The following is a 25,699-nucleotide window of genomic DNA, read 5'->3' as shown; positions in this document are numbered from 1 at the left end:
CCTTCTAAGGCCTGATATATACAGAGGTAATTGCGATGCGCATCAGCATATTTGGTTTGGGTTACGTTGGCGCAGTATGTGCCGGTTGCCTGTCTGCACGGGGCCATGACGTAGTTGGCGTCGATGTTGCCAAAGACAAGATCGACATGATTAACGCCGGCAAATCGCCGATTGTAGAACCGGGCCTGGGCGAACTGCTGCAGCAGGGTATCCAGACCGGCCGTCTGCGCGGCACGACCAACTTCGCCGAGGCGATTCGTGATACCGACCTGTCGATGATCTGCGTCGGCACGCCAAGCAAAAAGAACGGCGACCTGGAACTGAACTATATCGAGGCCGTGTGCCGCGAGATCGGTTTTGTCCTGCGTGAAAAAACCACCCGTCACACCATCGTCGTGCGCAGCACCGTGTTGCCAGGCACCGTGGCCAACGTGGTCATCCCGATTCTGGAAGACTGCTCGGGCAAGAAGGCTGGTGTCGATTTTGGCGTAGCGGTCAACCCGGAATTCCTCCGCGAATCCACCGCCATTGCCGACTACGATCAGCCACCGATGACCGTTATCGGCGAGTTCGACACCGCGTCGGGCGACGTTCTGCAATCGCTGTACGAAGAACTCGACGCACCGATCATCCGCAAGGACATCGCCGTTGCCGAGATGATCAAGTACACCTGCAACGTCTGGCACGCGACCAAAGTGACCTTCGCCAACGAGATCGGCAACATCGCCAAAGCCGTCGGCGTCGATGGTCGTGAAGTGATGGACGTAGTCTGCCAGGACAAGACCCTGAACCTGTCCCAGTACTACATGCGCCCGGGCTTCGCCTTCGGCGGTTCGTGCCTGCCCAAAGACGTGCGTGCGCTGACCTACCGCGCCGGTTCCCTGGACGTCGAAGCACCGCTGCTCAACTCGCTGATGCGCAGTAACGAATCGCAAGTGCAGAACGCTTTCGACATCGTTGAAAGCCATGAAAAACGCAAAGTCGCCCTGCTCGGTCTGAGCTTCAAGGCCGGCACCGACGACCTGCGCGAAAGCCCGCTGGTCGAACTGGCGGAAATGCTGATCGGCAAGGGTTACGACCTGAGCATCTACGACAGCAACGTCGAATACGCCCGTGTCCACGGTGCGAACAAGGACTACATCGAATCGAAGATTCCGCACGTATCGTCCCTGCTCAACTCCGACTTCGACTCGGTGATCGACAACTCCGACGTGATCATCCTCGGCAACCGCGACGAGAAATTCCGTTCGCTGGCCCAGGAAGCGCCGCACGGCAAGCAAGTCATCGACCTGGTGGGCTTCATGTCCAAGCCCACCAGCGCCGGTAGCCGCACCGAAGGCATTTGCTGGTAAGGCAAGCCTCAAGCTTCAAGCCGCAAGCAAAGGCAACACGCTTGCGGCTTGAAGCCTCCATCACCTTCGGATGACGGTTATGACCAAGCTCAAACATTTTTTTCTGCAATCAGCCGGCTGGCTTTTTTATCTCAGTCTGCTGATGGGCCTGGCCTTGATGCTGCCCACGTCCACATTCGACTCCGAGTCGAAGGACTTCATTTTCCTGATTGGCGCCGTGGGTATCTGGCGCTACTCGATGGGTGCAACGCACTTTGTGCGCGGCATGATTTTTCTCTACATCGTTTACCCGCACTTGCGTCGCAAAGTCCGCAAGCTGGGTAAAGCGGCCGATCCGTCGCATGTGTTTCTGATGGTCACCAGCTTTCGTATTGACGCGCTGACCACCGCGCAGGTCTACAGCTCGGTGATCCGCGAAGCCATCGACTGCGAACTGCCGACCACCATTGTCTGCTCGATCGTGGAAATGTCCGACGAGCTGCTGGTCAAGGCGTTGTGGGCGCGGATGAATCCGCCGGAGCGGGTCAAGCTCGACTTCGTGCGGATTCCCGGGACCGGCAAGCGCGATGGTCTGGCCTTCGGTTTCCGCGCGATCTCCCGTCACCTGCCGGACGACCGTGCCGTGGTGGCCGTGATCGACGGCGACACCGTGCTCGGCGAAGGCGTCGTGCGCAAGACCGTGCCGTGGTTCCAGCTGTTCGGCAATGTCGGCGGCCTGACCACCAACGAGTTCTGCGAAGTGCGCGGCGGCTACATCATGAGCGAATGGCACAAGCTGCGTTTCGCCCAGCGCCACATCAACATGTGCTCGATGGCCCTGTCCAAGCGCGTACTGACCATGACCGGTCGGATGTCGGTATTCAAAGCCTCCGTGGTGACCAATCCGGAATTCATCGCCGACGTTGAAAGCGACTCGCTGCAACACTGGCGTCTGGGCCGCTTCAAGTTCCTGACCGGTGACGACAAGTCGAGCTGGTTCAGCCTGATGCGCCTGGGTTACGACACCTTCTACGTGCCGGACGCCGCGATCAACACCGTTGAACATCCGCCGGAAAAGAGCTTCATCAAGGCCAGCCGCAAGCTGATGTTCCGCTGGTACGGCAACAACCTGCGCCAGAACTCCCGTGCACTGGGTCTGGGTATCCGCCGCCTCGGCGCGTTCACCTCGGTGGTGCTGTTCGACCAGCGCGTGTCGATGTGGACTTCGCTGCTCGGCCTGACCGTCGCACTGATCGCCAGCTTCAAGTACGGCACCGCGTTCATCCTCGTGTACCTGCTGTGGATCGGCATCACCCGCCTGATCCTGACGCTGTTGCTGTCGTGTTCCGGCCACCGCATCGGCCCTGCTTACCCGGCGATTCTGTATTACAACCAGATCGTTGGCGCCCTGGTGAAGATCTACGTGTTCTTCCGCCTCGACCAACAATCCTGGACTCGCCAGCCCACATCCCTGACCCGTGATCTCGCCAGCTTTCAACGTTGGTTCAACACCTGGTCGTCTCGGACCATGACCTTCTCCGCCGGCAGCATTTTTGTCGCCGTGCTGCTGATGATGGTCTGACCCGCTCCTATTGAATTAACAAGGAAATCGCCCCTATGAATACCGCCGTCAACGTCAACGTAGTGCATGAATCCGAAGCCCAGCGCCAGCACGCTCGCGTGAAAATCCCGGCCAAACTGCGTTTCTTCGGCCCTGACCGGACTCCGCTCGAAGCGCGGGTCCTCGATCTGTCGGCTGGCGGTCTGGCGTTCAACGCCGGGCAGATGCCGCTGACCATCGGCGAGGTGTACAAGGCGCGTCTGCAATTTGTCATCGACAACCTCGGCCTGGCCATGGACGTTGAACTGCAGGTGCGTTCCTTCGATCGCGCCACCGGCCGCGCTGGCTGCCAGTTCCAGAACCTCGAGCCGCAGGACATTTCCACCCTGCGCCACCTGATCACTTCGCACCTGGCCGGCGACATCGTCAGCATCGGCGAAGTGCTGGCGACGCTGCAGCGCGACAACTTCACCAAGGCGCGCAAGAACAAGACCAACGACACCGGCATGACCCCGTTCGGCCGTCTGAAAGCCGTGACCTTCAGCGCCGGTATTTTCGCCATTGGCCTGGTCGCTGCCGGTTTCATCTTCAAGTCGGTGTACGGCATGTACTTCGTCAGCCACGCCCAGGCCGGTCTGGTCAGCGTGCCGGGGATGAACATCACCATGCCGCGTGACGGCACCGTGCAGAGCCTGGTCAAGTCCGACGGCGTTGCCGCCAAAGGCGCACCGCTGGCGACCTTCAGCACCAGCATGCTCGACGTGCTCAAGGGCCATCTGGCCGAAGACCAACTGGCCCCGGCCAAGGTTGAAGAACTGTTCGGCAAGCAAATGACCGGCACCCTGACCTCGCCGTGCGATTGCACCGTGGCCCAGCAACTGGTGGCTGACGGTCAGTACGCGAGCAAGGGCGACGTGATCTTCCAACTGGTGCCGCGCAACACCCAGGCCAACGTTGAAGCACGCTTCTCCTATCGCCAGTTCGGCGACGTGCGTCCAGGCACTCCGGTGAGCTTCCAGATCGCCGGCGAAGACAAGACCCGCACCGGCAAGATCGTCAGCAGCACCAGCCTGAAGAGCGCCGACCTGTCCTCCGACATTCGCGTGCAGATCCAGCCAGACGAGCCGCTCGACAGCAGCCTGGCCGGCCGCCCGGTGGAAGTGAACAGCGACCGTGGCCCGAACCTGAACTGGCTGATCGACAAAGCCATGGCTGCCGGTCTTTAAGTCGAGGACATGCCTGTGACTACGCATAACTTGAACACACCGCCGACCCTGTGGGAGCGAGCCTGCTCGCGAAAGGGCCAGCGCGGTTTGTCTGAAGTACCGAGTCGACTGCTTCGCGAGCAGGCTCGCTCCCACATGGGATTGATGGTGTGCTCGCTGGCACTAGCAGTTTCTATGGCCGGTTGCGCCGGGCTGCCCGATCAGCGTCTGGCCAACGAAGCGCTCAAGCGTGGCGACACCGCCACCGCTGCGCAGAATTACCAGCAACTGGCCGATCTGGGTTACAGCGAGGCGCAAGTAGGCCTGGCTGATATCCAGGTCGACAGCCGCGACCCGGCGCAGATGAAACAGGCCGAAGCGACTTACCGCGCAGCGGCCAGCGTGTCGCCGCGTGCCCAGGCACGTCTGGGTCGTCTGCTGGTGGCGAAGCCGGGCTCCACCGAAGCCGAGCACCACGAAGCCGAAACCCTGCTGAAAAAAGCCGCCGCCAATGGTGAAGGCAACACGTTGATCCCGCTGGCGATGCTGTATCTGCAATACCCGCACAGCTTCCCGAACATCAACGCCCAGCAGCAGATCGATCAGTGGCGCAAATCCGGTTACCCGGAAGCCGGTCTGGCGCAGGTGCTGCTGTATCGCACCCAAGGCACCTACGACCAGCATCTGGATGACGTGGAAAAGATCTGCAAGGCCGCGCTCAACACCACCGACATCTGCTACGTCGAACTGGCCACCGTCTACCAGAAACGTGGCCAGCCGGAGCAACAGGCCGAGCTGATCAAGCAGATGCAGGCTGGTTACAGCCGTGGCACCGTCACCGCGCAGCGTGTCGATTCCGTGGCCCGCGTGCTGGCCGATTCGACCCTGGGCAAGACCGACGAAAAAACTGCGCAGGCGCTGCTCGAGCCGATCGCTCCGGGCTACCCGGCGTCGTGGGTCACCCTCGCGCAATTGCTTTACGACTTCCCCGAACTGGGCGACGTCGACCAGATGATGAAGTACCTGGACAACGGTCGCGCTGCCGACCAGCCGCGCGCCGAACTGTTGCTGGGCAAGGTCTACTACGAAGGCAAACTGGTCCCGGCCGACGCGAAAGTCGCCGAGGATCATTTCCAGAAAGCCGTCGGCCGCGAAGTCGCCGCCGATTACTACCTCGGCCAGATCTACCGTCGTGGCTACCTGGGCAAGGTCTATCCGCAGAAGGCTCTGGACCATCTGCTGACCGCTGCGCGCAACGGCCAGAACAGTGCCGACTTCGCCATCGCCCAGTTGTTTTCCCAAGGCAAGGGCACCAAGCCCGACCCGCTGAACGCCTACGTGTTCAGCCAACTGGCCAAGGCCCAGAACACCCCGCAAGCCGATGAACTGGCAGCGACCCTCGAGGCGCAACTGCCGCCCGAGCGCCTGCCCGAAGCCCGCCGCCTGTTGCAACAGGAACAGGCCAGCCGTGGCGCCCTGAACTCGAACACGCTGCAACTGCACGCCCTGCAAGAAGAAGACGGCGAGGAAAAACTATGAAGCTGAACCCATTCGTGAAGGCCGGTATTGGCCTCACCTTCGCGCTGCTCTGGTCTTGCCCGACACTGGCTGCGATGACTGAAACCAAGAACTTCGGTCTGGAAGTGAAACTCACCGGCCAGTCCGAAGACGACCGTGACCTCGGCACTGCCGGCGGCGGTGACGTCAATGGCGTGGGCCTCGACCTGCGTCCCTGGATCTACGGCGAAAGCGGCGCGTGGAGCGCCTACGCGATGGGTCAGGCGGTGACCTCGACCGACATCATCGAGACCGACACCCTGCAACAATCCGACGGTGAACAAGCCACCGACAACAGTGATCGCAAAACCAAGAAGAACTACCTGGCGATGCGCGAGTTCTGGGTCGGCTACAGCGGCCTCACCCCGTACCCGGGCGAGATGCTCAAGTTCGGTCGCCAGCGTCTGCGCAATGACGACGGCCAATGGCGCGACACCAACATCGAAGCGCTGAACTGGACCTTCGATACCACACTGCTGCGCGCCAATGCCGGTGTCGCCGAGCGTTTCAGCGAATACCGCACCGACTTGAAAGAGCTGGCACCGAAAGACAAGGATCGCCTGCACGCCTACGCCGACGCCGCTTACCAGTGGACGCCGGGGCAGTGGGTCGGCATTCGCGGCCACCACACCCACGACGACGGCAAACTCGATTACGCCGAGCCGGGCGTCCCGCGCGATTCGCTGGACAAGACCGAGAACGGCGACATCAGCTGGATCGGCCTGACTGCCGACAGCGACGCCTACAACTGGCGCAACACCAACACCGTCAACTACTGGGGCAGCATCACCGGCATGAGCGGCGACCGCGACACGGTCAATGCGCTGAACGCCGACGGCACGCGCCCGACACAAGCCAAGCGCAGCGATGACATCAGCGGCTGGGCAGCCGACGTCGGCGTACGTCTGCGCCTCGATCCGCAGTGGCAAGTCGGCGGTGCCTACGCCCGCGCCAGTGCCGATTACGAACAGAACGGTCTGGAGAGCAACCGCTCCAACTACACCGGTACCCGCTCGCGCGTGCACCGTTTCGGCGAAGCGTTCCGTGGCGAAATGAACAACATGCAGACCGCCACCCTGTTCGGTTCGTGGATGGTCAACGACGAGTACGACGCCAGCCTGATCTACCACAAGTTCTGGCGTGTCGACGGCAACAAGCCGGTCGGCAGCAACGGCATCAACGCGGTGGAAAACAACACCGACGACGTCACCGGCGCAATCCTCTCCAGCACATCCTTGCCGCTTGAAGATGGCAACAAGGACCTGGGTCAGGAAATGGACCTGGTCGTCACCAAGTACTTCAAGCAAGGCCTGTTGCCGGCGGCGTTGAGCCAGTCGATCGACGAGCCTTCGGCACTGGTGCGTTTCCGTGGCGGTGTATTCAAACCGGGCGATGCCTACGGCAGCCAGGTTGATTCCTACATGCACCGCGCATTCATTGACGTGATCTGGCGCTTCTGATGCAAACCGCCAAGGGAGTGCCCGACATGATCAGCACCAGAACAGGCTCACTCAGCCTGCTGGCCGGCGCGATGCTGCTGGCCAGCGCCGGCGCCTTCGCCAATGTTGAACCGGCGAAACCTGCGACCGTGGCCAAAGAACTGCAACAGGCCAAGACCTACACCGTCAGCAGCGCGCCGACCGACGCGCTGAAACTGGCCAAGCCGACACTGCCCGACCTGTCCGGCTTCACCGCCGAAGCCGCTGCGGCGAAAATCGTGCGCAGCAAACCGGGCAAGATCAGCGTGCGCCGGATGATGCAGGAAAACGCCCTGAAGGACTTCATCGGCGGCGATAACAAGATGGCCGAATGGGTGGTGCGTCAGCACGGCATCCCGCAGGCCATCTTCATCGACGACGGCTACATGAACCTTAAGGATCTGGCGAAAAAACTGCCCAAGCAGTATTTCAGCGAGACGTCCCCTGGCGTGTACCTGGCAAAATTGCCGATCGTGGTCGGCGAGAAAGGCATCCTCGAAATCGATGGTCAGACCCAGGAACTGCGCCTGTCCCAGGAAGCCGGTTCGTTCCTGGTCAACGACGGCAAGCTGTTCGTGCGTGACACCAAAGTCACCGGCTGGCGCGAGAAGGACAACGGCCCGGCGACCTTCCGTTCGCCGAAGGAATTCCGTCCGTTCCTGCTCTCCTGGGGCGGCACCGAGACCTACATCGTCAACAGCAAGATGGCCAGTTTCGGTTACGCCAACAGTAAGTCGTACGGGGTGAGTATTTCCCAGTACACGCCGAACATGGCCAAGGTCCTCAAGCGCCCGGAACCGACCGGCTGGATCGTCGGCTCCGAGTTCTCGGACATGTGGTACGGCTTCTACTGCTACGAAACCAGCGACTTTGTGGTCAAGGGCAACACCTACAAAGACAACATCGTCTACGGCATCGACCCGCATGACCGCTCGCACCGTCTGATCATTGCCGAGAACACCGTTCACGGCACGAAGAAGAAGCACGGGATCATTATTTCCCGTGAGGTCAACGACAGCTTCATCTTCAACAACAAGAGTTTCGACAACAAGTTGTCGGGCCTGGTGATCGACCGTAACAGCGTCAACAACATCATTGCCTACAACGAGATCTACAAGAACCACACCGACGGCATCACGCTCTACGAGTCCGCCGACAACCTGCTGTGGGGCAACAAGGTCATCAGCAATACCCGTCACGGCATTCGTATTCGTAACAGCGTGAACATCCGCCTCTACGAAAACGTTGCCATGACCAACGGCCTGACCGGTATCTACGGCCACATCAAGGACCTGACCGACACCGACCGTGACATCAAGCTCGACCCGTTCGACGCGCAGGTCTCGCTGATCGTCGTCGGCGGCGAGCTGGCGGCCAATGGCAGCGGCCCGCTGTCGATCGACTCGCCGCTGAGTGTCGAGCTGTATCGCGTGTCGATGCTGGCGCCGACCAAGTCCAGCGGGATCAGCTTCAACGGCATCCTCGGCGAGCGCCAGGATGAAATTCTCGATCTGTTGGTGCGCCAGCAGAAAGCCGTGCTGATCGACCCTGTCGAACGCCAGACCGAATTGCAGGACTGAGGATAATTTTTATGCACCCACACATGATCAAACTGCTCAGCCTCTCGGCCCTGACCCTCGGCATTCTCGCTGCCGGCAACGCCCGCGCCGACGCTGACGGCGCAAGCGTCACGCCACCGAAGTTCACCGCCGAGCCGTGCTGCAACCTGTGCCCGGCGGCCCATGACGCGAAGAACTACACCACGCGTTATCAGCAGAACTTCACCACCCTGGTACAGGCCCAGGGCGACTGGCTGTTCCGTACCCAGGAAGACCTGCGCACCGAGTTCAACACCACGCCGGCCGGCTACAAGCGCCTGCAACAGTTGCACGATGCGTTCAAGAGCAAAGGCGTTGAGCTGGTGATCGTCTACCAGCCGACCCGTGGCCTGGTGAACCGCAACAAGCTCAACCCGCAGGAAAAAGCCGCGTTCGATTACGAGAAAGCGCTGGGCAACTACAAGACCATGCTTGGCCGTTTCGCCAAGATGGGCTACGTGGTGCCTGACCTGTCGCCACTGACCAACGAATCGCTGCCGGACACCCTGCCCGCCCACGATTTCTACTTCCGTGGCGACCAGCACTGGACACCCTATGGCGCCCAGCGCACGGCAAAAATCGTCGCCGAAAAGGTCAAGCAAATCCCGGCCTTCGCCGACATTCCCAAGCGTGAATTCGAGACCAAGCGCTCCGGGCGCATGGGCAAGACCGGCACCCTGCACAACATGGCCGGACAACTGTGCGGCACCAGCTACGCGATCCAGTACATGGACCAGTTCACCACCGAGCCGAAAGGCGAGGCCGGTGACGGCGATCTGTTCGGCGATTCCGGCAATCCGCAGATCACTCTGGTCGGTACATCGCACAGCGGCAAGAACTACAACTTCGCCGGTTTCCTCGAAGAAGCCATCGGCGCCGACATCCTCAACGTGGCCTTCCCCGGCGGCGGTTTCGAAGGTTCGATGCTGCAATACCTGGGCAGCGAAGAATTCCAGAAGACCCCGCCGAAGATTCTCATCTGGGAATTCTCGCCGCTGTATCGCCTCGATCAGGAAACCATCTATCGCCAGATGATGGCGCTGCTCGATAACGGTTGCGAAGGCAAAGACGCGCAAATGTCCGCCAGTGCCACGCTGAAGCCGGGCAGCAAGCAAGAACTGCTGGTCAATAGCAAGAACCTGAACCTGCAAAACGCCAACCATCAGGTCGACATCCGCTTCGCCGACACCTCGGTGAAAACCCTGCAAGCCACCCTCTGGTACATGAACGGTCGCCACGAGGACATCAAGATCGAGAAACCGGAAACCTCCGACACCGACGGTCGTTTCGCCTTTGAGCTGCGCACGGACGAAGACTGGGCCTCGCAAAACCTGCTGGCCGTTGAAGTCCAGGGTCCTGAAGCCGGACCTGGCGCCACGCCACAAAAAGTCGAAGCGAAAATCTGCAAACGCAACGTATTCCCGGGCGTCGGTCAACAGACCGCGCAGCTCGGGCAATGAGGTCTGCTATGCGAAATCCGAAACTGAAAAACCTGTTGGCACCGACACTCCTGAGCCTGGCGATGTTCGCCGGGGCAACTCAGGCCGCCGCGCCATTGCGTCCGCCGCAGGGCTACTTCGCCCCGGTGGATAAATTCAAGACCGGCGACAAGAGCGATGGCTGCGACGCGATGCCGGCGCCGTACACCGGTCCGCTGCAATTTCGCAGCAAGTACGAAGGTTCGGACAAGGCCCGCGCGACGCTGAACGTGCAGTCGGAAAAAGCCTTTCGCGACACCACCAAAGACATCACTACGCTGGAGCGCGGCACCGCCAAGCGCGTCATGCAGTTCATGCGTGACGGTCGCCCGGAGCAGCTCGAATGCACGCTCAACTGGCTGACCGCGTGGGCCAAGGCTGACGCGTTGATGTCCAAAGACTTCAACCACACCGGCAAGTCGATGCGCAAATGGGCGCTGGGCAGCATGGCCTCGTCGTACATTCGCCTGAAATTTTCCGACTCGCATCCACTGGCCCAGCACCAGCAGGAAGCGCAGGTGATCGAAGCCTGGTTCAGCAAAATGGCTGATCAGGTGGTCAGCGACTGGGACAACCTGCCGCTGGAGAAAACCAACAACCACTCGTACTGGGCCGCCTGGTCGGTGATGGCCACCGCCGTCGCCACCAACCGCCGCGACCTGTTCGACTGGGCCGTCAAGGAATACAAGGTCGGCGTCAATCAAGTCGATGCCGATGGCTTCCTGCCCAACGAACTCAAGCGCCAGCAACGCGCCCTCGCCTATCACAACTACGCCCTGCCGCCGCTGGCGATGATCGCCAGTTTCGCCCAGGTCAATGGTGTCGATCTGCGTCAGGAAAACAATGGCGCACTGAAGCGTCTGGGTGACCGCGTGTTGGCCGGCGTCAAGGACCCTGACGAGTTCGAAGAAAAGAACGGCAAAAAGCAGGACATGACCGACCTGAAAGAGGACATGAAATTCGCCTGGCTCGAACCGTTCTGCACGCTCTACACCTGTGCGCCGGATGTGATCGAGAAGAAGCGCGACATGCAACCGTTCAAGACTTTCCGTCTTGGCGGCGACCTGACCAAGGTCTACGACCCGTCGCATGAAAAGGGCAACAAAGGCAGTTAGTCGCTGATCGTTCCCACGCTCTGCGTGGGAATGCAGCCCGGGACGCTCCGCGTCCCATGCCGAAGCGGACGCAGAGCGTCCATTGAGGCATTCCCACGCAGAGCGTGGGAACGATCGCAGGACTGTTTCACCCCTCCACTACCACGGGGGGTTTGGGGGGGCTTTGGCCCTTGACTGTTGGTTCAAACATGGAGAGATCGGGATGGTATTTTCATCCAACGTGTTCCTGTTTCTGTTCTTGCCGATCTTTCTCGGCTTGTACTACCTGAGCGGGCAACGCTATCGCAACCTGCTGCTGCTGATCGCCAGCTACGTGTTCTACGCCTGGTGGCGGGTGGACTTCCTCGCGCTGTTCGCAGCGGTCACGCTGTGGAACTACTGGATCGGCCTCAAGGTCGGTGCCGCCGGCGTACGAACCAAACCGGCGCAGCGCTGGCTGCTGCTCGGCGTGGCCGTCGACCTGTGCATCCTGGGCTACTTCAAGTACGCCAACTTCGGTGTCGACAGCATCAACGAGATCATGACTTCGTTCGGTCTCGAGCCGTTCATCCTCACCCACGTGCTGCTGCCGATCGGTATTTCGTTCTACATCTTCGAATCGATCAGCTACATCATCGACGTGTACCGTGGCGACACTCCGGCCACGCGCAACCTGATCGACTTCGCGGCATTCGTGGCGATCTTCCCGCACCTGATTGCCGGCCCGGTCCTGCGTTTCCGCGACCTCGCCGATCAGTTCAACAACCGCACGCACACCCTCGACAAGTTCTCCGAGGGCTGCACGCGGTTCATGCAGGGTTTCATCAAGAAGGTCTTCATCGCCGACACCCTCGCCGTGGTCGCCGACCATTGCTTCGCTTTGCAGAATCCGACCACGGGTGATGCCTGGCTCGGTGCGCTGGCGTACACCGCGCAGCTGTACTTCGACTTCTCCGGTTACAGCGACATGGCCATCGGTCTGGGCTTGATGATGGGTTTCCGCTTCATGGAAAACTTCAAGCAGCCGTACATCAGCCAGTCGATTACCGAGTTCTGGCGCCGCTGGCACATCAGCCTCTCCACCTGGCTGCGTGACTACCTGTACATCACCCTCGGCGGTAACCGTAAAGGCACGCTGATGACCTATCGCAACCTGTTCCTGACCATGCTCCTGGGTGGTCTGTGGCACGGTGCGAACATCACTTACATCATCTGGGGCGCCTGGCACGGCATGTGGCTGGCGATCGAAAAAATGCTCGGCCTGAACACTTCGCCGCGCAGCCTCAACCCGATCCGCTGGGCACTGACCTTCCTGCTGGTGGTCATGGGCTGGGTGATCTTCCGTGCCGAAAACCTGCACGTTGCCGGGCGCATGTACGGCGCGATGTTCAGCTTCGGTGACTGGTCGCTGTCGGAACTCAATCAGGCCAGCCTCACCGGTCTGCAAGTGGCGACTCTGGTTGTGGCTTACGTGACCCTGGCGTTCTTCGGCCTGCGTGATCTGTACACCAATCAGCCGCCAGCCAAGACCAAACCGGAAGTCAACGTCGAGGCTGATGGCCCTGCGACCGCGACGCCGGGAATGATCAAGGCAGCACCTGGGGAAAATCCGGCGAGCATCCACGAACCTGGCTACACCGTCGGCGTCGAAGCCCAGGTGCAACCGGCTTACTGGACCGCTGACTGGTCGCGCTACGTGATGCGCGGGCTGATTCTGCTGCTGTTCATCGCCTCGATTCTCAAACTCTCGGCGCAAAGCTTCTCGCCGTTCCTTTACTTCCAGTTCTGAGGGATCTGACATGACCCGCTCATTACGCATCTTCTACATCGCCCTGTTCCTGGTGACGTTGTTGGTCCTCGGTCTGTGGTCGATTCGCAGCTTCTTCGGCTTCAGCACCAACGCCGACGCGACGGTGCTCAATGGCCGCTGGACCAAGGCGGTGGAAACCCACTACGACGATGAATTCCCGATCAAGCGTCTGGGCACCAACCTCTGGGCCGCGCTGGATTTCAAACTGTTCAACGAAGGTCGTCCGGGCGTCGTGCTCGGCCGCGACCAGTGGTTGTACAGCGATGAGGAATTCAACCCGATCGTCAACGAACAGCAGAACCTGCAAGGCAACTACGCGCTGGTCGAAGGCGTGCGCCAGACCCTGAAAGAGAAAGGCGTGAAACTGGTGATGGCGATCGTCCCGGCCAAGGTGCGTCTGTATCCGGAGCATCTGGATGAAGTGAAGCCTTCGAGCATTCACCAGAACCTGTATCAGGATTTCCACGCCCGTGTCGCGGCCGACAAGATCCTCGCCCCTGACCTGCTCGGCCCGCTGCAACAGGCCAAGCAGAACGGTCAGCAAGTGTTCCTGCGCACCGACACCCACTGGACGCCGGAAGGCGCCGAGATCGCCGCCAACACGCTGGCGAAAACCATTGCCGAGAAATTCCCGCTGAGCGGCGAGCCACAGCGCTTCGTCACCACGCCAGCTGAAAAGGTCACGCACAAGGGCGATCTGCGTCTGTTCCTGCCGCTCGATCCGCTGTTCGAAAACATGATGCCGGCGCCTGAGCCACTGCTCAAACGCAACACCGTGGCCGCCGAGCAGCCTGCCGGTGACGACGCCCTGTTCGCCAACAGCGAAGTACCGGTCGCGCTGATCGGCACCAGCTACAGCGCCAACCCCAACTGGAACTTCGTCGGTGCGCTCAAACAAGCGCTGCACAGCGACGTCGTCAATTACGCCGAAGACGGCCATGGCCCGATTCTGCCGATGCTCAGCTACCTGAAAAGCGATGACTTCAAGAACAGCCCGCCACAAGTGCTGATCTGGGAGTTTCCTGAACGATATCTGCCTGTGAACAACGAAATCGGCGACGCCGACCCGCAGTGGGTCGCAGAGCTCAAACAAGCCGGCGCCCGCCAACAAAACGTAGCCATCAACACTAAATCCGAGACGCCCGATCGGGCGCAAAACTGAAAGAGAGGTACACCATGACTTTCACTACTACTCCTCGTCGTCTCGCTAAAAGCTTCGCACTGGTTGCTGGCCTCAGCGTACTTTCCGTCCCAGCCTTCGCCGGCGGCGACGCCGCGCTGTACGGCCCGACCGCACCGAAAGGCTCGACCTTCGTGCGTGTCTACAACGCCAGCAACGCTGAAGTCAGCGCGACCGTCGGCAGCACCAACCTGAGCGATATCGCGCCATTGGCCAGCAGCGATTTCAGCTTCATGCCGGGCGGCGACTACAGCGCCAAGGTCGGCAGCCAGACCCTGCCGGTCAAGCTTGCCGGTGACCACTACTACACCCTGGTCAACAACGCGTCCGGCGCGCCACAACTGATCGAAGAGCCGCCATTCAAGAACAAGCAGAAATCCCTGGTTCGTGTACAGAACCTCAGCGACAAGCCGCTGACCCTGAAGACCGCCGACGGCAAGACCGAAGTGGTGCCGAACGTCGCTGCCAAGGGCCGTGGCGAACGTGAAATCAACCCGGTGAAAGTCAGCCTGGCGCTGTACGAAGGCGACAAGAAAGTCGGCGACGTGAAACCGGTCGCTCTGGAGCGTGGTGAGGCAGCCGTACTGTACGTCACCGGCAACGGCAGCAACCTGTCGCCAGTCTGGGTGAAACGCCCGGTGTCGACTCGCTAATCCTTTTGTGAACTGACGCAGTACCCCTTGTGGGAGCGAGCCTGCTCGCGAATACGGTCTGACATGCAACATCAATGTCGACTGAGCCATCGCCATCGCGAGCAGGCTCGCTCCCACAGGGCTCTAACCAAATTGATTTTATGGAGTAAACATTATGATTCCGGTGATCTTGTCAGGTGGTAGCGGTTCGCGTCTGTGGCCTCTTTCGCGTAAGCAGTTCCCTAAACAATTCCTCGCTCTGACCGGCGAACACACACTGTTCCAGCAAACCCTCGAGCGTCTGGTGTTCGAAGGCATGGACACGCCAATCGTGGTCTGCAACAAAGAGCACCGTTTCATCGTCAACGAGCAACTGGCCGCGCGCAATCTGGAATGCCAGCGCATCCTGATGGAACCGTTCGGCCGCAACACGTCGCCGGCCGTAGCATTGACCGCGATGATGCTGGTCAATGAAGGCCGTGACGAACTGATGCTGGTGCTGCCGGCCGACCACGTGCTGGAAGACCAGAAAGCCCTGCAACGTGCGCTGGCCCTGGCCACCGTCGCTGCGGAAAACGGCGAAATGGTGCTGTTCGGCGTGCCGGCAACCAAACCGGAAACCGGCTACGGCTACATCAAATCCACCGCTGATTCGCTGCTGCCTGAAGGCGTCAGCCGCGTCTCGCACTTCGTCGAAAAACCGGACGTCAAGCGCGCCACCGAGTACGTCGAATCCGGCGGTTACTACTGGAACAGCGGCATGTTCCTGTTCCGCGCCAGCCGCTTCCTCGAAGAACTGAAAAAGCACGATCCGGACATCTACGACACCTGCCTGCTGACCCTTGAGCGCAGCCAGCAGGACGCTGACACCATCACCTTCGACGAAGCCACCTTCGCCTGCTGCCCGGACAACTCCATCGACTACTCGGTGATGGAAAAAACCCAGCGCGCCTGCGTGGTGCCGCTGACCGCCGGCTGGAGCGATGTCGGCTGCTGGTCGTCGCTGTGGGAAGTCAACGAGAAAGACGCCAACGGCAACGTCAGCAAAGGCGACGTGGTCATCCAGGACAGCAAGAACTGCATGATCCACGGCAACGGCAAACTGGTTTCGGTGATCGGTCTGGAAAACATCGTCGTGGTCGAAACCAAGGACGCGATGATGATTGCCCACAAGGACAAGGTCCAGGGCGTCAAGCAGATGGTCAACACCCTCAATGCCCAGGGCCGCAGCGAAACCCAGAACCACTGCGAAGTCTATCGCCCGTGGGGCTCGTACGACTCGGTGGACATGGGCGGGCGTTTCCAGGTCAAGCACATCTCGGTCAAGCCGGGCGCGTGCCTGTCGCTGCAGATGCACCACCACCGCGCCGAACACTGGATCGTGGTCAGCGGCACCGCCGAAGTGACCTGCGACGAGAACGTGTTCCTGCTCACCGAAAACCAGTCGACCTACATCCCGATCGCCTCGGTGCATCGCCTGCGCAACCCGGGCAAGATCCCGCTGGAAATCATCGAAGTGCAGTCGGGTTCGTACTTGGGTGAAGACGATATCGAACGTTTCGAAGATATCTACGGCCGCTCCACCCCGATCGAACGCGGCGTGTCGGTGAAGACCATCGCGCAGTAATCGATCACTAAAACGAGAAGCCCTCGTCCAGCCCGTTGCGTTCCCTATCCGCAGCGGGCTGGGCGGGGGCTTTTTTTGTCTAGCCGAAGACTGAATTGCGGCGTCTCGCCAGCGGTGAATCTTCATCGACCGACTCGCCTTCCGTCCCCTGCGCCAGCCCCGCGGGACCTTGTGTAAACGCGGCTGCAAACAGTTGCTGGGCCAACGGTGTGGGTGTTGATTCCGGTTCTGCAAACAACGGCTGCCGCCGGGTCGATCGATTGAAGGACTGCAAGTCGACCGCCGGACTGTTCGAGGAGATGGCAAGAGGCACGGCAACGGGTGTGCTGAGCAGTTTGTACTGGATCCGCGTCTGAGCCTCGGAAACCTGCATGGCATTGCCCATTGCCACACTCAGTGAGCCCACCAACTGAACTGCGGGGTTAGCGGCGTGCATCAGCAGATTTCCGCCGATCTGGAAGCCTTTGGCCACGGCACCGCGCCTGGCTGCAAGCACTTGCGGTTCTTCGACAGGGCTGTTGAACGCAACGGACATGGGTCCCATGATCCGGCTGGTGGTCTCCTCCCCCAACACCCGATTCATTGTCGAAGAAACGAATTCACCGGAGTGGTACAGCACGGCCCCCGAAGGTGGCGCGGTGTGCGTCCGCGCGGCGGCAATGACATGTGCCTGATGTGTGTTGAGCACGGAGTTGTCCCGGGCTCCCAGCTCTGCCAGCGCTACCGGTATTTCGCGGCGATAGGCCTGGACGTCGGGATTGGGGTCATTCTCGAAGTAACGGCGCACTGGCTGCATGCCGGCGGCTTGCACGGGATTGACCAGTTTCTTGTCGGCAAGATCGTGGTACACCCGATCGGGAGCATGCTTGTCGGGCTTGCGCCCGTCGCTGTCTCTGTAAGTGACTGGGTTATTGCGCATCGCGCGATAGCGATTATGACCGTCGATCGCCCCGCCAGGATCGGTATTCAACCAGCGTTGCAGCCACGGCACGTAATAGCGAAACCCAAAGTAATAAAGCCCCGTGGCATCACGTTCCTTTCCCGAATAGCGCGCGGTCTTGTAGCTGACGTCGGGCTCCTTGGCCCACGCCGTCGCGCCAAACGGATAAAAATGCTCGCGGCTGATCAGCCGCGCATCGGCGTCCAGCTCAACACTGATCGAACCCAGGTGATCTTTGAAATTGTATCGGTAGAGATTATTCAGGCCGGTCGGCGGTGGGCTTTGCCAATGCAGGACGCGTACGGTGTTGAGTCCGGTCTGCACGGTGAGCACTTGCAGGTTTTCTCCGGTGCCAGTGTCGGTGCGTAACTCCAGCGCTGGCAGATACCGCACCTGTGCAAGAAGACTGCGCGCAGCCGTGCGTGACGAACGCGTTTTCAATACCCGCTGACCGGCGCCGTCGTAGAGATAGTTTTCACAATCATCGGCGCCTGATACGCGCAGCACGAGCACCACCGAGTTCAGCTGGTTCCGCAGATTCCACTGCAACCGGCGTCCTTGATCCAGCAACAGCAAATTGCCTCGCGCATCGAACGCCTCAGCGATCTGGGCCTCAGATGGCGGCTTACCGTCATGCCACGGCAAGCAACGATTGCTGTAGCGCGCGGCCTGCAATTGATGACCTGGACTCTGTGGGCCAACGTGAGTCAGCTCGAGCAAATTGCCGGCGGCGTCATAACGATAACTCTGGCTGTAGTTGGCGACAGCGGTCGGCCCGCCACCGGCAGCGCCGGCCTCCCAGCCAGTGGCGTGAGTCAACTGGTAAAGGCTGTCATAGCGGTAGCGACTGACCGGCTCGATGCGCTGGTTGGCGAACCAGCGTACCGGCAATGCCTGGTCTTCGATGCTCAGCACATTGCCCATCGGGTCATAGGCATACAACAGGTCCTGCCAAACATTGCCCTCTTGATCCTGAGCATGACGCATGAGCAGACGGCCGTCTTCAGGGCGGTAGCTCAGCGTGGTCAGAACGCCGTTGCCTGCCAGCTCCTGGGTCACCTGACCTTCGGCGTTGTACCGAATATCACTGACCACAGGATGGTCTGAAGTCTGATACCTGAGCCGTAGATCAACCCCGCGTAATCGTCCGTCGTGAGTCAGCGCGAACACCTGCCGATGACCAGCGGCATCCACCTGTTCCAGCACGGAGCCCTGCGGTGAAAAGCGCCATTGCGTGGTTGCCCCTTCGGACTCCAGCGGTACCTTGCGCTCAACGTCAGCATCTGGCCAATCCGGCACAACCGGATCGAGCGCGAAGTGTCGGGTGTTTTCACAACACTGGCCGGTGATTGCGAATTGCTCGAACAGGACGCTACCGGCCGGATCGTCATGCCGGATCAACTGACCGAGCTGATTGCGCAGCGCCTCGCCAAAGCCGGGCCGGCCATAGGCAAAACGCTCGGCGCAGCGGCGAGGTACGCCTGTGCCTTCTTCGAACACCGCGACAGGGCGCAGCAAGTCATCGTATGCAATCTCGCGGCATGTGCCACGGCTGTCCCAGTTGAACAGCGTCTGGCCGGCCAAACCCGGCAACCGGACCTGGACTCCCGCATCGCTACTGTCCGAGCGCAGCGCGATATCGTTCAAGGCATGGGTGGTGGTGAGGCTGGCGGGCGCTTGCGGATCGATCACCTGCAACGCCCACAATCGCGCATCCCATTGTTTGACTACACGCCCGGCAACGTCCCGCAACTTCCGCTCGATTCGGGGCTCACTTGCCAGCGCCGCATCGGCGCGCCAGTAGTTGACGTTGAGGATGGCCAAACCGCGCGGATCGTTCACGGCAAGCGTTGGCGTATTGCGGTGGATGCCCATAGTGCGTCAACGTCCCAGTGTGCCCTTCGCGCATGAGAGCAAGCCCGGACGTGGATGCCTACTGTCAGAAATTACAGTCCCGACCAACGGCAGGCTTGTTGCCGCTCCGAATATCCATTGTGCGACACCTTCGGTAGGATGAAGCTCACTCACTCACGGAGCGTTCCCGCATGTTCATCGGCATCCTGCTGGTCATCACCTGGCTGATCCTGCTGCTGCGCTATCCGGCCAAGGCCTTGCCGGTGTCGGTGGCCGCTGCCATCGGCCTCGGCTTCGTAGCCATGTGGGTGGTGTGGCTGGACAACCGCGAGATCAAACAACTGGCGCGCCTGGAACTGCGCATTGCCTATGCTCCCGAACAATGTCCGGCCGACCGTCCACTGCAATTGAAAATGAACAACGGTAACGATGTGCCGCTGACCGAACTGCGTTGGCGCATCGCCGCGTACGCGCCGGGCGATACGGTCAATCTGGCCGACAATCAATACACCGCCCCGCGCTATCGCGGCCCCGGCGAACTGCAGGCCGGCGCGACCTGGGAAGATTGCTTGCCACTGCCGCCGCTGCGTCCCGGCTATCGCCCGCAAACCCTGGAGTTTCGCGCCGAGCATTTGCAGGGTAGTTTTGCCGACTGATCCCCTCCCCCGACTTTTTTGCACAAGGAATGCGCCATGCCCGTTGCGTTGATTACCGGTTGTTCCAGCGGCATCGGCCGCGCCCTCGCCGACGCGTTCAAAGCCGCCGGCTACGAAGTCTGGGCCAGTGCGCGCAAGACTGAAGACGTCGCTGCGCTCAGCGCCGCCGGTTTCACCGCGATTCAGCTGGACGTCAACGATGGCGCCGCGCTGGAACAACTCGCCGAGCGTCTGAACCAGCAACATGGCGGCCTTGATGTACTGATCAACAACGCCGGTTACGGCGCGATGGGGCCGCTGCTCGACGGCGGCGTGCAGGCGATGCAGCGCCAGTTCGAGACCAACGTGTTTTCGATTGTCGGCGTCACCCGCGCGTTGTTTCCGCTGCTGCGTCGGGCCAAGGGGCTGGTGGTGAATATCGGCAGCGTGTCAGGTGTGCTGGTCACGCCATTTGCCGGCGCCTACTGCGCTTCGAAAGCGGCGGTGCATGCATTGAGCGATGCCTTGCGCATGGAACTGGCACCGTTTGGCATCCGTGTGATGGAAGTCCAGCCCGGCGCCATCGAATCGAGCTTTGCGAAGAATGCCGGACATGAAGCCGAGCAATTGATCAACGAGCAATCGCCGTGGTTTCCATTGCGTGAAGGCATTCGGGCACGGGCCAAGGCATCGCAGGACAAACCCACCCCGGCCAGTGAGTTTGCTGCCGAGCTGTTGAAAGCGGTGCGGCAGAGCAAGCCGTCACGGCTGGTTCGCATCGGCAACGGCAGTCGGGCGTTGCCGTTGTTGGCGGCGTTGTTGCCGAAGGGTTTGCTGGAATCGACGTTGATGAAGCGCTTCGGATTGCGCGCAAAGCTCTGATACCCAGTTGTTGCGACGAGCGGTATCCCGACCTGTCAGAGTTGACAGTAGGCGCCCTCTAAAGGAAGGCCTATCGTGAGTTCAAGCCAGGTGAACGGTGTTGTGGCGGTGTTAAAGCCCGGCGAGTAATCCGACCTCACGACAACCGCGCAGGGACGTATATGACAACCGCTAAGAAGGCCACGAACATCAGGGCAACAATCGACGCTACATGGGGAAGCGGCCAGGGCAAACTTCAACTTGACGATATATTTCAGGACGACCCGGGGAAGTCCCGGCCCCTCACCGGATCGACGCTGCTGCGCGATAAATCGTTGCTGGTTACCAGTACCTTCGACAATAGCTCCTTCTTCATTTCCAAGCTGAACCACTTGGGTGCCGTAGACCTGGCGTTTGGGGTCGAAGGGCGTGTCATGGGTTCGTTCCTGGCCAATGAGCAGGCCGCTGGCGGGCCTATTGCAGAAGGTGCCGATGGGCGGCTGTTCATGGCGGGCAGCACAACCAATGGGAAGTCGAGCGAGGTTAGCCCCGCGATTCTCTGCCTCGACAGCAAAGGCAATCGAGTGAGCAGCTTTGGCGACAATGGCCAAGTCATCATCGATCCCCCAAACACACAACGGCTTACGAAAAAAGGCCCGGCATTCGTGTTCGCGCTACCCGACGGCAGCGTTATTGTCGGCGTTGATTACCACACGCCTGCCGTGCTCAGGGCGCACCTTTACAAGTTCGATGCGCAGGGAGCACCCGTTAAGGCATTCGGCACAGATGGCCGAGTCGAAATAAAGCACGGGCTACGGCATGCATCGACCTCACTCAGCGACGGTTGCGTGCTCGACAATGGACTGTTGTTATTTGCAGGCTACGAAAAATACGAGCCCGACGTGAACACGGACGGTCTCGTCGTGATGTTGAATTCAGACAGTGGCGCGCCCCATGAGAATTTCGGTCACCCGGAAAGACCCGGGATTCTGGTAGTCCGGTACAACTCCAGGGGTGCCGAACTCAATACTGTGAGACAGCGAGCCCCCAATAGGTTCACGGCATCCGGCTACACCAACATGGGCAACGCCTTGAGTGAGCGATACGGCATGTTGATCGCCTTCGATGAAGAAGGTAAGCCCGATTTCGACGTTTTCGGCAGTCCGAATATCATGCCGCTTCCAGCAGATCTCGGCAGCGACAGGCGAGTCAACTGGGCGGACCATGTTCCTTTCGCTGATAACATCGTAGTTTCTGGTGGAGACGAGAAGGGCAATTATATTGCCTGTGTGAAAGCACGCAGCGGTGGCTACAACTCCGATTTTTCAGACGCGGGTGGCGTCATCCCCCGCGAGGAGACCACCGACTCTCTCTCCAGGCTTCATTATCAGCAGGACCCTGGCAAATTGATTGTTGCCCTCAACATCAATCCAGAAAATCCTCTGGGTTGTCTGTATCGCTACAACATTGCTCAGTAGGTGGCAGGATCACCGCGTCGCCCGGTTCAAGGGCGACCCGGTCAATCAATTGTCTGCCAGGTCCTGCTTCACCACTACCGTGCAAGTAATTCCCGCCGCCAGCAACACCCCCGCCGGCACCTCATCAATGTGAATCCTTACCGGCACCCGCTGAGCCAACCGCACCCAGTTGAACGTCGGATTCACATCTGCAATCAGCTCGCGGCTTTCAGGGTTGTCGCGGTCGTAAATCCCGCGCGAAATGCTTTCGACATGGCCCTTGAGCACTTCGCCGCTCATCAATTGCATGTCGGCTTGGTCACCCACTTTGACGTGCGGCAGTTTGGTTTCTTCGAAAAAGCCGTAAACCCAAAATGAATTCATGTCGACCACGGCCATCTTCGCCTCGCCAATGCGCGCGTAGTCGCCGCGATGCACATTGAGGTTGGTCACGTAGCCGTCCACCGCCGCACGCACTTCGGTGCGTTTGAGGTTGAGTTCGGCGGCTTCCAATTGCGCCTGGGCGTGTTGGTAATCGGCCAGCGCAGCGTCGGCGATGTTGCTGGCGTCGTCGCGGTTCTCTTTGGAGATCACCAGATTGTCGAGGTCGGCGCGGCGGTGCGCGTTGACCTTGCGCATTTCCCAGGTCGACTTGCGCGAAGCCACCAGTGACTGCGCCTGCTTGACCGCGATGCGGTAGTGCTCGGGGTCGATGCGCATCAGCAGATCGCCCTTCTTCACCAACTGGTTGTCACGCACCGGCACTTCGACCACTTCGCCGGTGACGTCGGCGGCGACGTTGATGATGTCGGCACGCACGCGACCATCGCGGGTCCACGGCGTGTTCATGTAGTGTTCCCACAGCGTGCGGCCGATCCACAGCGCCAGGGCCAGTACCAGCAGGGTCGCGAGCAGGCTGAAAAACTTTTTCATCAAGATGTTCTCAACGGTAGACAGTCAGCGCCATGGCGCCGAACAGACAGGTAAACAGGCTCAGACGCAGCAGCGCCGGGTGCCAGAAAAAACGGTACAGGTCGAACCCCGAGAGGAAGCGGTCAACTGCCCAGGCCAGTCCCGCAGCAATGAAAAACATCAGGGTCATGGTCGGCATGTACACGCCGTGGAAGGCGATTTCACGAGGCATGGGCGAGTCCTTCGGGCCTGGCAGAAGCGAATTGGGCGAGGGGTGATTGCGGGTCGAGCAACGAGGTGCGGATGAAATGCAGGTAGCTTTTCACCCGGCGCAACGCCGAGGTATCGAAGTGCGGCGCGAACGGCTCATCGGTGGCGGCGACGCGGCTGATCGCGTGATCGACCGCCACCAGTGCGCGTTCGAGATTGCTCGCGTTCGGCTGTAGAAACAGGCGCACCAACGCGCGCCCCATCACGCGGATTGCCTGGCGCCACGGCTGCGATTCGGCATACGCCGGGTGCACCGGCAGGATCGCCTGTTCCTTGCGCAATTCGATGATCGCGTGGCCGACTTCGAGCACCACGAACATCCAGCGCAGCAGACTCTTCTGCACTTTCGGTTGCCCTGCCGCGAGGCCATAGGCCTGATGCAGCAGATCGCGGGTGCGGCTCTCGAAACGCGAGGCCAGGCCCTTGAGTTTGCCGCTGATCGCGTAGACCACTTGGCCACGCAGATCCTGCTCCAGGCGCTGCCACAGCCAGCGACTGTTCGGCGGCAGAATGATCGCCCCCGCCGCCGCACACACGAGCATGCCCATGACCATGGCGATGTAGTCGTTGATGAAGGTGTAGGGGTTGTAAATCGTGAGATTGTCCGGCACTGAACCGGTGCTGAAAAAGATCAACAACCCGAGGCCGACACCGGCGTATTGCGGTCGTGAAGCGAGGAACGAACCGAGCACGATCACCGGCGCGAGCATCACACAGAGCAAGGGGAAACCGTCGATCAGCGGGAAGATGAAAAACATCTCGACGAAGCCGATCAGTGCGCCGAGAAACGTGCCGCAGGCCATTTGAAAGGCCATGCGTTTGGGGTTCGGTGTGGCGGCGGAAAGGCCGACGGTGGCGGCGGCGATCAGGGTCATGGTCGCCCCGCTCGGCCACGCGGTGGCGACCCAATAACTGCCCAACACAATCAGGATGAACGAGGCACGAATTCCCGACGCGGCTGCGGCCCACCAGTTGGTTTGCGGAGTGAACGGCTCGTCCCAGCGCTCGCGTTCGTGGCGGTGCTCGGCCAGGGACGCATGGGTCTGCGCATAGCTGTGCAGGTCATCGACGAAGCGGTAGAGCAATTCGTAGGCGGTGTGGAAATCCAGTTGTTCGGCTTCGCTCGGAGCAGTGTCCTGAAAGATCCCGCGCAGGGTTCGGACACGTGCCGGCAGACCTTCCTTATAGGTGGCCAACGCGGTCGCCAAACGTGCCGCATCGGGGCTGGTCAGGGCGCGACCGCTGAAGCTGTCGAGCACTTCGGCGAGGTCCTGCAAGCCCGGTTTGATCGCCGCCACGACATGCTCTTCGCCATTGCCGCGCAGGCGTTCAAGCAACTGATGCAAGGCGTTGAAGCGCGTGGTGATGCCCATGAACTCGCTGTTCAAACGACTCAGACGACCGTTGCGCCGGCGCATGTGCGGGTCTTCGAACACGGTCACACTGCGCAGCCCTTCCAGGCCGACGGCTTCGGCAATGAAGCGCACGTTGCTGGCTTCGAACGCCTCGGCTTTGCTGCGCCCGCGCAAGCCGTCGGTGACGAACAAGGCGAACACACCGAAGCGCTGATACAAGGCGTTGCGCATCGCCGCACTGGCGGTCTGCGGCAGAATCGCCGCGCTGATCAGCGTCGAACAGAGAATCCCCAGCGAGATCTCCAGCACCCGCCACACCGCCGCCATAAAGGCGCCGTCCGGGTGCGCCAGCGCCGGCAGACCGACCATCGCTGCGGTGTAACCGGCGAGAACAAAACCATAGGCGCGAAAGTTGCGGCAACGCGCGGCACCGGCCGAGCAGATGCCGACCCAGATCGCCAGCGAGCCGAGAAACAGCTCCGTGTTCTGCGCGAACAAAGCGATCAGCGTGACCATCATCGCCGACCCGGCCAGCGTGCCGAGCAAGCGATAGAAACTTTTGGCGAACACCTGACCGCTCTGCGGCTGCATGACGATGAACACCGTGATCATCGCCGTACGCGGTTGCGGTAGTTCCAGCCGCATCGCCAGCCACAGGGTGAGAAACGCGGCGAGCAACACCTTGAAGATATACACCCAGGTCACGCCATCGCTGCGTGCCCAGTCGAAAAAACCCCGACGCCATTCCAGGGAGTGGAGCCAGCGCAGGGGGGCGGGCAAGGAGGTCATTGAAAATACTCAGGCATGCAATGCGGACTCGAAACCTGTGGGAGCGAGCCTGCTCGCGAAAGCAGCGTGTCAGGC

At 60.6% G+C, this 25,699-nt stretch carries 19 protein-coding genes; 15 read left to right on the top strand and 4 right to left on the bottom strand.

Going from position 1 to position 25,699, the window contains the following annotated elements; all coding sequences use genetic code 11:
• The first annotated feature begins 35 nt into the window (after positions 1-35).
• The 12 genes from D8U70_RS03435 to D8U70_RS03380 all read left to right on the top strand — a co-directional run bounded on the left by D8U70_RS03435 (position 36) and on the right by D8U70_RS03380 (position 16,551).
• Entirely contained in the window at positions 36-1,352 is a 1,317-nt protein-coding gene (locus D8U70_RS03435; RefSeq protein WP_130928295.1) for a UDP-glucose/GDP-mannose dehydrogenase family protein, read from the top strand.
• 79 nt (positions 1,353-1,431) lie between these two features.
• Positions 1,432-2,913: a mannuronan synthase gene (gene alg8, locus D8U70_RS03430; protein ID WP_162098720.1), complete on the top strand. Its 1,482-nt coding sequence runs from the start codon at positions 1,432-1,434 to the stop codon at positions 2,911-2,913.
• 35 nt (positions 2,914-2,948) lie between these two features.
• Positions 2,949-4,118, top strand: coding sequence for an alginate biosynthesis protein Alg44 (locus tag D8U70_RS03425; protein ID WP_110646406.1), 1,170 nt, complete (start codon positions 2,949-2,951; stop codon positions 4,116-4,118).
• Between the two features lie 9 nt (positions 4,119-4,127).
• Positions 4,128-5,636 (top strand): alginate biosynthesis TPR repeat lipoprotein AlgK, encoded by a 1,509-nt coding sequence (gene algK, locus D8U70_RS03420; protein WP_177433943.1) that lies wholly within the window; start codon positions 4,128-4,130, stop codon positions 5,634-5,636.
• On the top strand, positions 5,633-7,114 hold the full coding sequence (locus D8U70_RS03415) for an alginate export family protein (protein ID WP_056783051.1): 1,482 nt from the start codon (positions 5,633-5,635) through the stop codon (positions 7,112-7,114). Before algK ends, D8U70_RS03415 begins: the two co-directional genes overlap by 4 nt.
• 26 nt (positions 7,115-7,140) lie before the next feature.
• Positions 7,141-8,712, top strand: coding sequence for a mannuronan 5-epimerase AlgG (gene algG / locus D8U70_RS03410; protein ID WP_073473915.1), 1,572 nt, complete (start codon positions 7,141-7,143; stop codon positions 8,710-8,712).
• Between the two features lie 11 nt (positions 8,713-8,723).
• Positions 8,724-10,190, top strand: coding sequence for an alginate O-acetyltransferase (locus tag D8U70_RS03405; protein ID WP_130928293.1), 1,467 nt, complete (start codon positions 8,724-8,726; stop codon positions 10,188-10,190).
• Between the two features lie 8 nt (positions 10,191-10,198).
• Entirely contained in the window at positions 10,199-11,323 is a 1,125-nt protein-coding gene (locus tag D8U70_RS03400) for a mannuronate-specific alginate lyase (RefSeq protein WP_122601884.1), read from the top strand.
• Positions 11,324-11,525: 202 nt separating this feature from the next.
• Positions 11,526-13,091 carry an MBOAT family protein gene (locus D8U70_RS03395; protein WP_024011674.1) on the top strand — a complete coding sequence of 522 codons (1,566 nt, stop codon included), beginning with the start codon at positions 11,526-11,528 and terminating at the stop codon, positions 13,089-13,091.
• A gap of 10 nt (positions 13,092-13,101) precedes the next feature.
• Positions 13,102-14,274 (top strand): alginate O-acetyltransferase, encoded by a 1,173-nt coding sequence (locus tag D8U70_RS03390; RefSeq protein ID WP_016771604.1) that lies wholly within the window; start codon positions 13,102-13,104, stop codon positions 14,272-14,274.
• 14 nt (positions 14,275-14,288) lie between these two features.
• Positions 14,289-14,945, top strand: a complete 657-nt coding sequence (locus D8U70_RS03385) for an alginate O-acetyltransferase AlgF (RefSeq protein WP_016771605.1) — start codon at positions 14,289-14,291, stop codon at positions 14,943-14,945.
• A 154-nt stretch (positions 14,946-15,099) separates the two neighbouring features.
• A complete protein-coding gene (locus tag D8U70_RS03380) occupies positions 15,100-16,551 on the top strand; it encodes a mannose-1-phosphate guanylyltransferase/mannose-6-phosphate isomerase (protein ID WP_024011673.1) in 1,452 nt (483 codons plus the stop codon).
• A gap of 79 nt (positions 16,552-16,630) precedes the next feature.
• On the opposite strand, the gene D8U70_RS03375 is transcribed toward D8U70_RS03380, so the two are convergent.
• On the bottom strand, positions 16,631-19,366 hold the full coding sequence (locus D8U70_RS03375) for an RHS repeat protein (protein ID WP_177433942.1): 2,736 nt from the start codon (positions 19,364-19,366) through the stop codon (positions 16,631-16,633).
• Between the two features lie 170 nt (positions 19,367-19,536).
• Between D8U70_RS03375 and D8U70_RS03370 the strand changes: the two genes are divergently transcribed.
• The 3 genes from D8U70_RS03370 (at position 19,537) to D8U70_RS03360 (ending at position 22,319) form a co-directional block, all read left to right on the top strand.
• Positions 19,537-20,001 carry a multidrug transporter gene (locus D8U70_RS03370; RefSeq protein WP_071174448.1) on the top strand — a complete coding sequence of 155 codons (465 nt, stop codon included), beginning with the start codon at positions 19,537-19,539 and terminating at the stop codon, positions 19,999-20,001.
• A gap of 36 nt (positions 20,002-20,037) precedes the next feature.
• Positions 20,038-20,862, top strand: coding sequence for an SDR family oxidoreductase (locus D8U70_RS03365; RefSeq protein WP_130928292.1), 825 nt, complete (start codon positions 20,038-20,040; stop codon positions 20,860-20,862).
• A 161-nt stretch (positions 20,863-21,023) separates the two neighbouring features.
• Positions 21,024-22,319 carry a hypothetical protein gene (locus D8U70_RS03360; RefSeq protein ID WP_130928291.1) on the top strand — a complete coding sequence of 432 codons (1,296 nt, stop codon included), beginning with the start codon at positions 21,024-21,026 and terminating at the stop codon, positions 22,317-22,319.
• A 45-nt stretch (positions 22,320-22,364) separates the two neighbouring features.
• Here the strand turns inward: D8U70_RS03360 and D8U70_RS03355 are convergent, their stop codons facing one another.
• From D8U70_RS03355 to D8U70_RS03345, 3 genes are read right to left on the bottom strand one after another with little or no spacing between them, the layout of a single operon-like run.
• On the bottom strand, positions 22,365-23,231 hold the full coding sequence (locus tag D8U70_RS03355) for an HlyD family secretion protein (protein WP_073473686.1): 867 nt from the start codon (positions 23,229-23,231) through the stop codon (positions 22,365-22,367).
• A 10-nt stretch (positions 23,232-23,241) separates the two neighbouring features.
• On the bottom strand, positions 23,242-23,442 hold the full coding sequence (locus D8U70_RS03350; RefSeq protein WP_016771611.1) for a DUF1656 domain-containing protein: 201 nt from the start codon (positions 23,440-23,442) through the stop codon (positions 23,242-23,244).
• On the bottom strand, positions 23,432-25,624 hold the full coding sequence (locus D8U70_RS03345; protein WP_071174444.1) for an FUSC family protein: 2,193 nt from the start codon (positions 25,622-25,624) through the stop codon (positions 23,432-23,434). The genes D8U70_RS03350 and D8U70_RS03345 overlap by 11 nt, the downstream gene beginning before the upstream one ends.
• Positions 25,625-25,699 lie beyond the last annotated feature (75 nt).

Origin of the sequence: Pseudomonas sp. Sample_20 (genome assembly GCF_004307585.1) — a bacterium.
In the GTDB taxonomy this organism is placed as follows: Bacteria; Pseudomonadota; Gammaproteobacteria; order Pseudomonadales; family Pseudomonadaceae; genus Aquipseudomonas; species Aquipseudomonas atacamensis.
The sequence above is the reverse complement of the archived record's forward strand: the minus strand, read 5'-3'. Positions and strand labels throughout refer to the sequence as shown.

Bases quoted from the DNA above. Each gene is read 5' to 3' on its own strand.
- D8U70_RS03435 (WP_130928295.1), top strand. From the start codon at position 36: ATGCGCATCAGCATATTTGGTTTGGGTTACGTTGGCGCAGTATGTGCC.
- alg8 (WP_162098720.1), top strand. From the start codon at position 1,432: ATGACCAAGCTCAAACATTTTTTTCTGCAATCAGCCGGCTGGCTTTTT.
- D8U70_RS03425 (WP_110646406.1), top strand. From the start codon at position 2,949: ATGAATACCGCCGTCAACGTCAACGTAGTGCATGAATCCGAAGCCCAG.
- algK (WP_177433943.1), top strand. From the start codon at position 4,128: ATGCCTGTGACTACGCATAACTTGAACACACCGCCGACCCTGTGGGAG.
- D8U70_RS03415 (WP_056783051.1), top strand. From the start codon at position 5,633: ATGAAGCTGAACCCATTCGTGAAGGCCGGTATTGGCCTCACCTTCGCG.
- algG (WP_073473915.1), top strand. From the start codon at position 7,141: ATGATCAGCACCAGAACAGGCTCACTCAGCCTGCTGGCCGGCGCGATG.
- D8U70_RS03405 (WP_130928293.1), top strand. From the start codon at position 8,724: ATGCACCCACACATGATCAAACTGCTCAGCCTCTCGGCCCTGACCCTC.
- D8U70_RS03400 (WP_122601884.1), top strand. From the start codon at position 10,199: ATGCGAAATCCGAAACTGAAAAACCTGTTGGCACCGACACTCCTGAGC.
- D8U70_RS03395 (WP_024011674.1), top strand. From the start codon at position 11,526: ATGGTATTTTCATCCAACGTGTTCCTGTTTCTGTTCTTGCCGATCTTT.
- D8U70_RS03390 (WP_016771604.1), top strand. From the start codon at position 13,102: ATGACCCGCTCATTACGCATCTTCTACATCGCCCTGTTCCTGGTGACG.
- D8U70_RS03385 (WP_016771605.1), top strand. From the start codon at position 14,289: ATGACTTTCACTACTACTCCTCGTCGTCTCGCTAAAAGCTTCGCACTG.
- D8U70_RS03380 (WP_024011673.1), top strand. From the start codon at position 15,100: ATGATTCCGGTGATCTTGTCAGGTGGTAGCGGTTCGCGTCTGTGGCCT.
- D8U70_RS03375 (WP_177433942.1), bottom strand. From the start codon at position 19,366: ATGGGCATCCACCGCAATACGCCAACGCTTGCCGTGAACGATCCGCGC.
- D8U70_RS03370 (WP_071174448.1), top strand. From the start codon at position 19,537: ATGTTCATCGGCATCCTGCTGGTCATCACCTGGCTGATCCTGCTGCTG.
- D8U70_RS03365 (WP_130928292.1), top strand. From the start codon at position 20,038: ATGCCCGTTGCGTTGATTACCGGTTGTTCCAGCGGCATCGGCCGCGCC.
- D8U70_RS03360 (WP_130928291.1), top strand. From the start codon at position 21,024: ATGACAACCGCTAAGAAGGCCACGAACATCAGGGCAACAATCGACGCT.
- D8U70_RS03355 (WP_073473686.1), bottom strand. From the start codon at position 23,231: ATGAAAAAGTTTTTCAGCCTGCTCGCGACCCTGCTGGTACTGGCCCTG.
- D8U70_RS03350 (WP_016771611.1), bottom strand. From the start codon at position 23,442: ATGCCTCGTGAAATCGCCTTCCACGGCGTGTACATGCCGACCATGACC.
- D8U70_RS03345 (WP_071174444.1), bottom strand. From the start codon at position 25,624: ATGACCTCCTTGCCCGCCCCCCTGCGCTGGCTCCACTCCCTGGAATGG.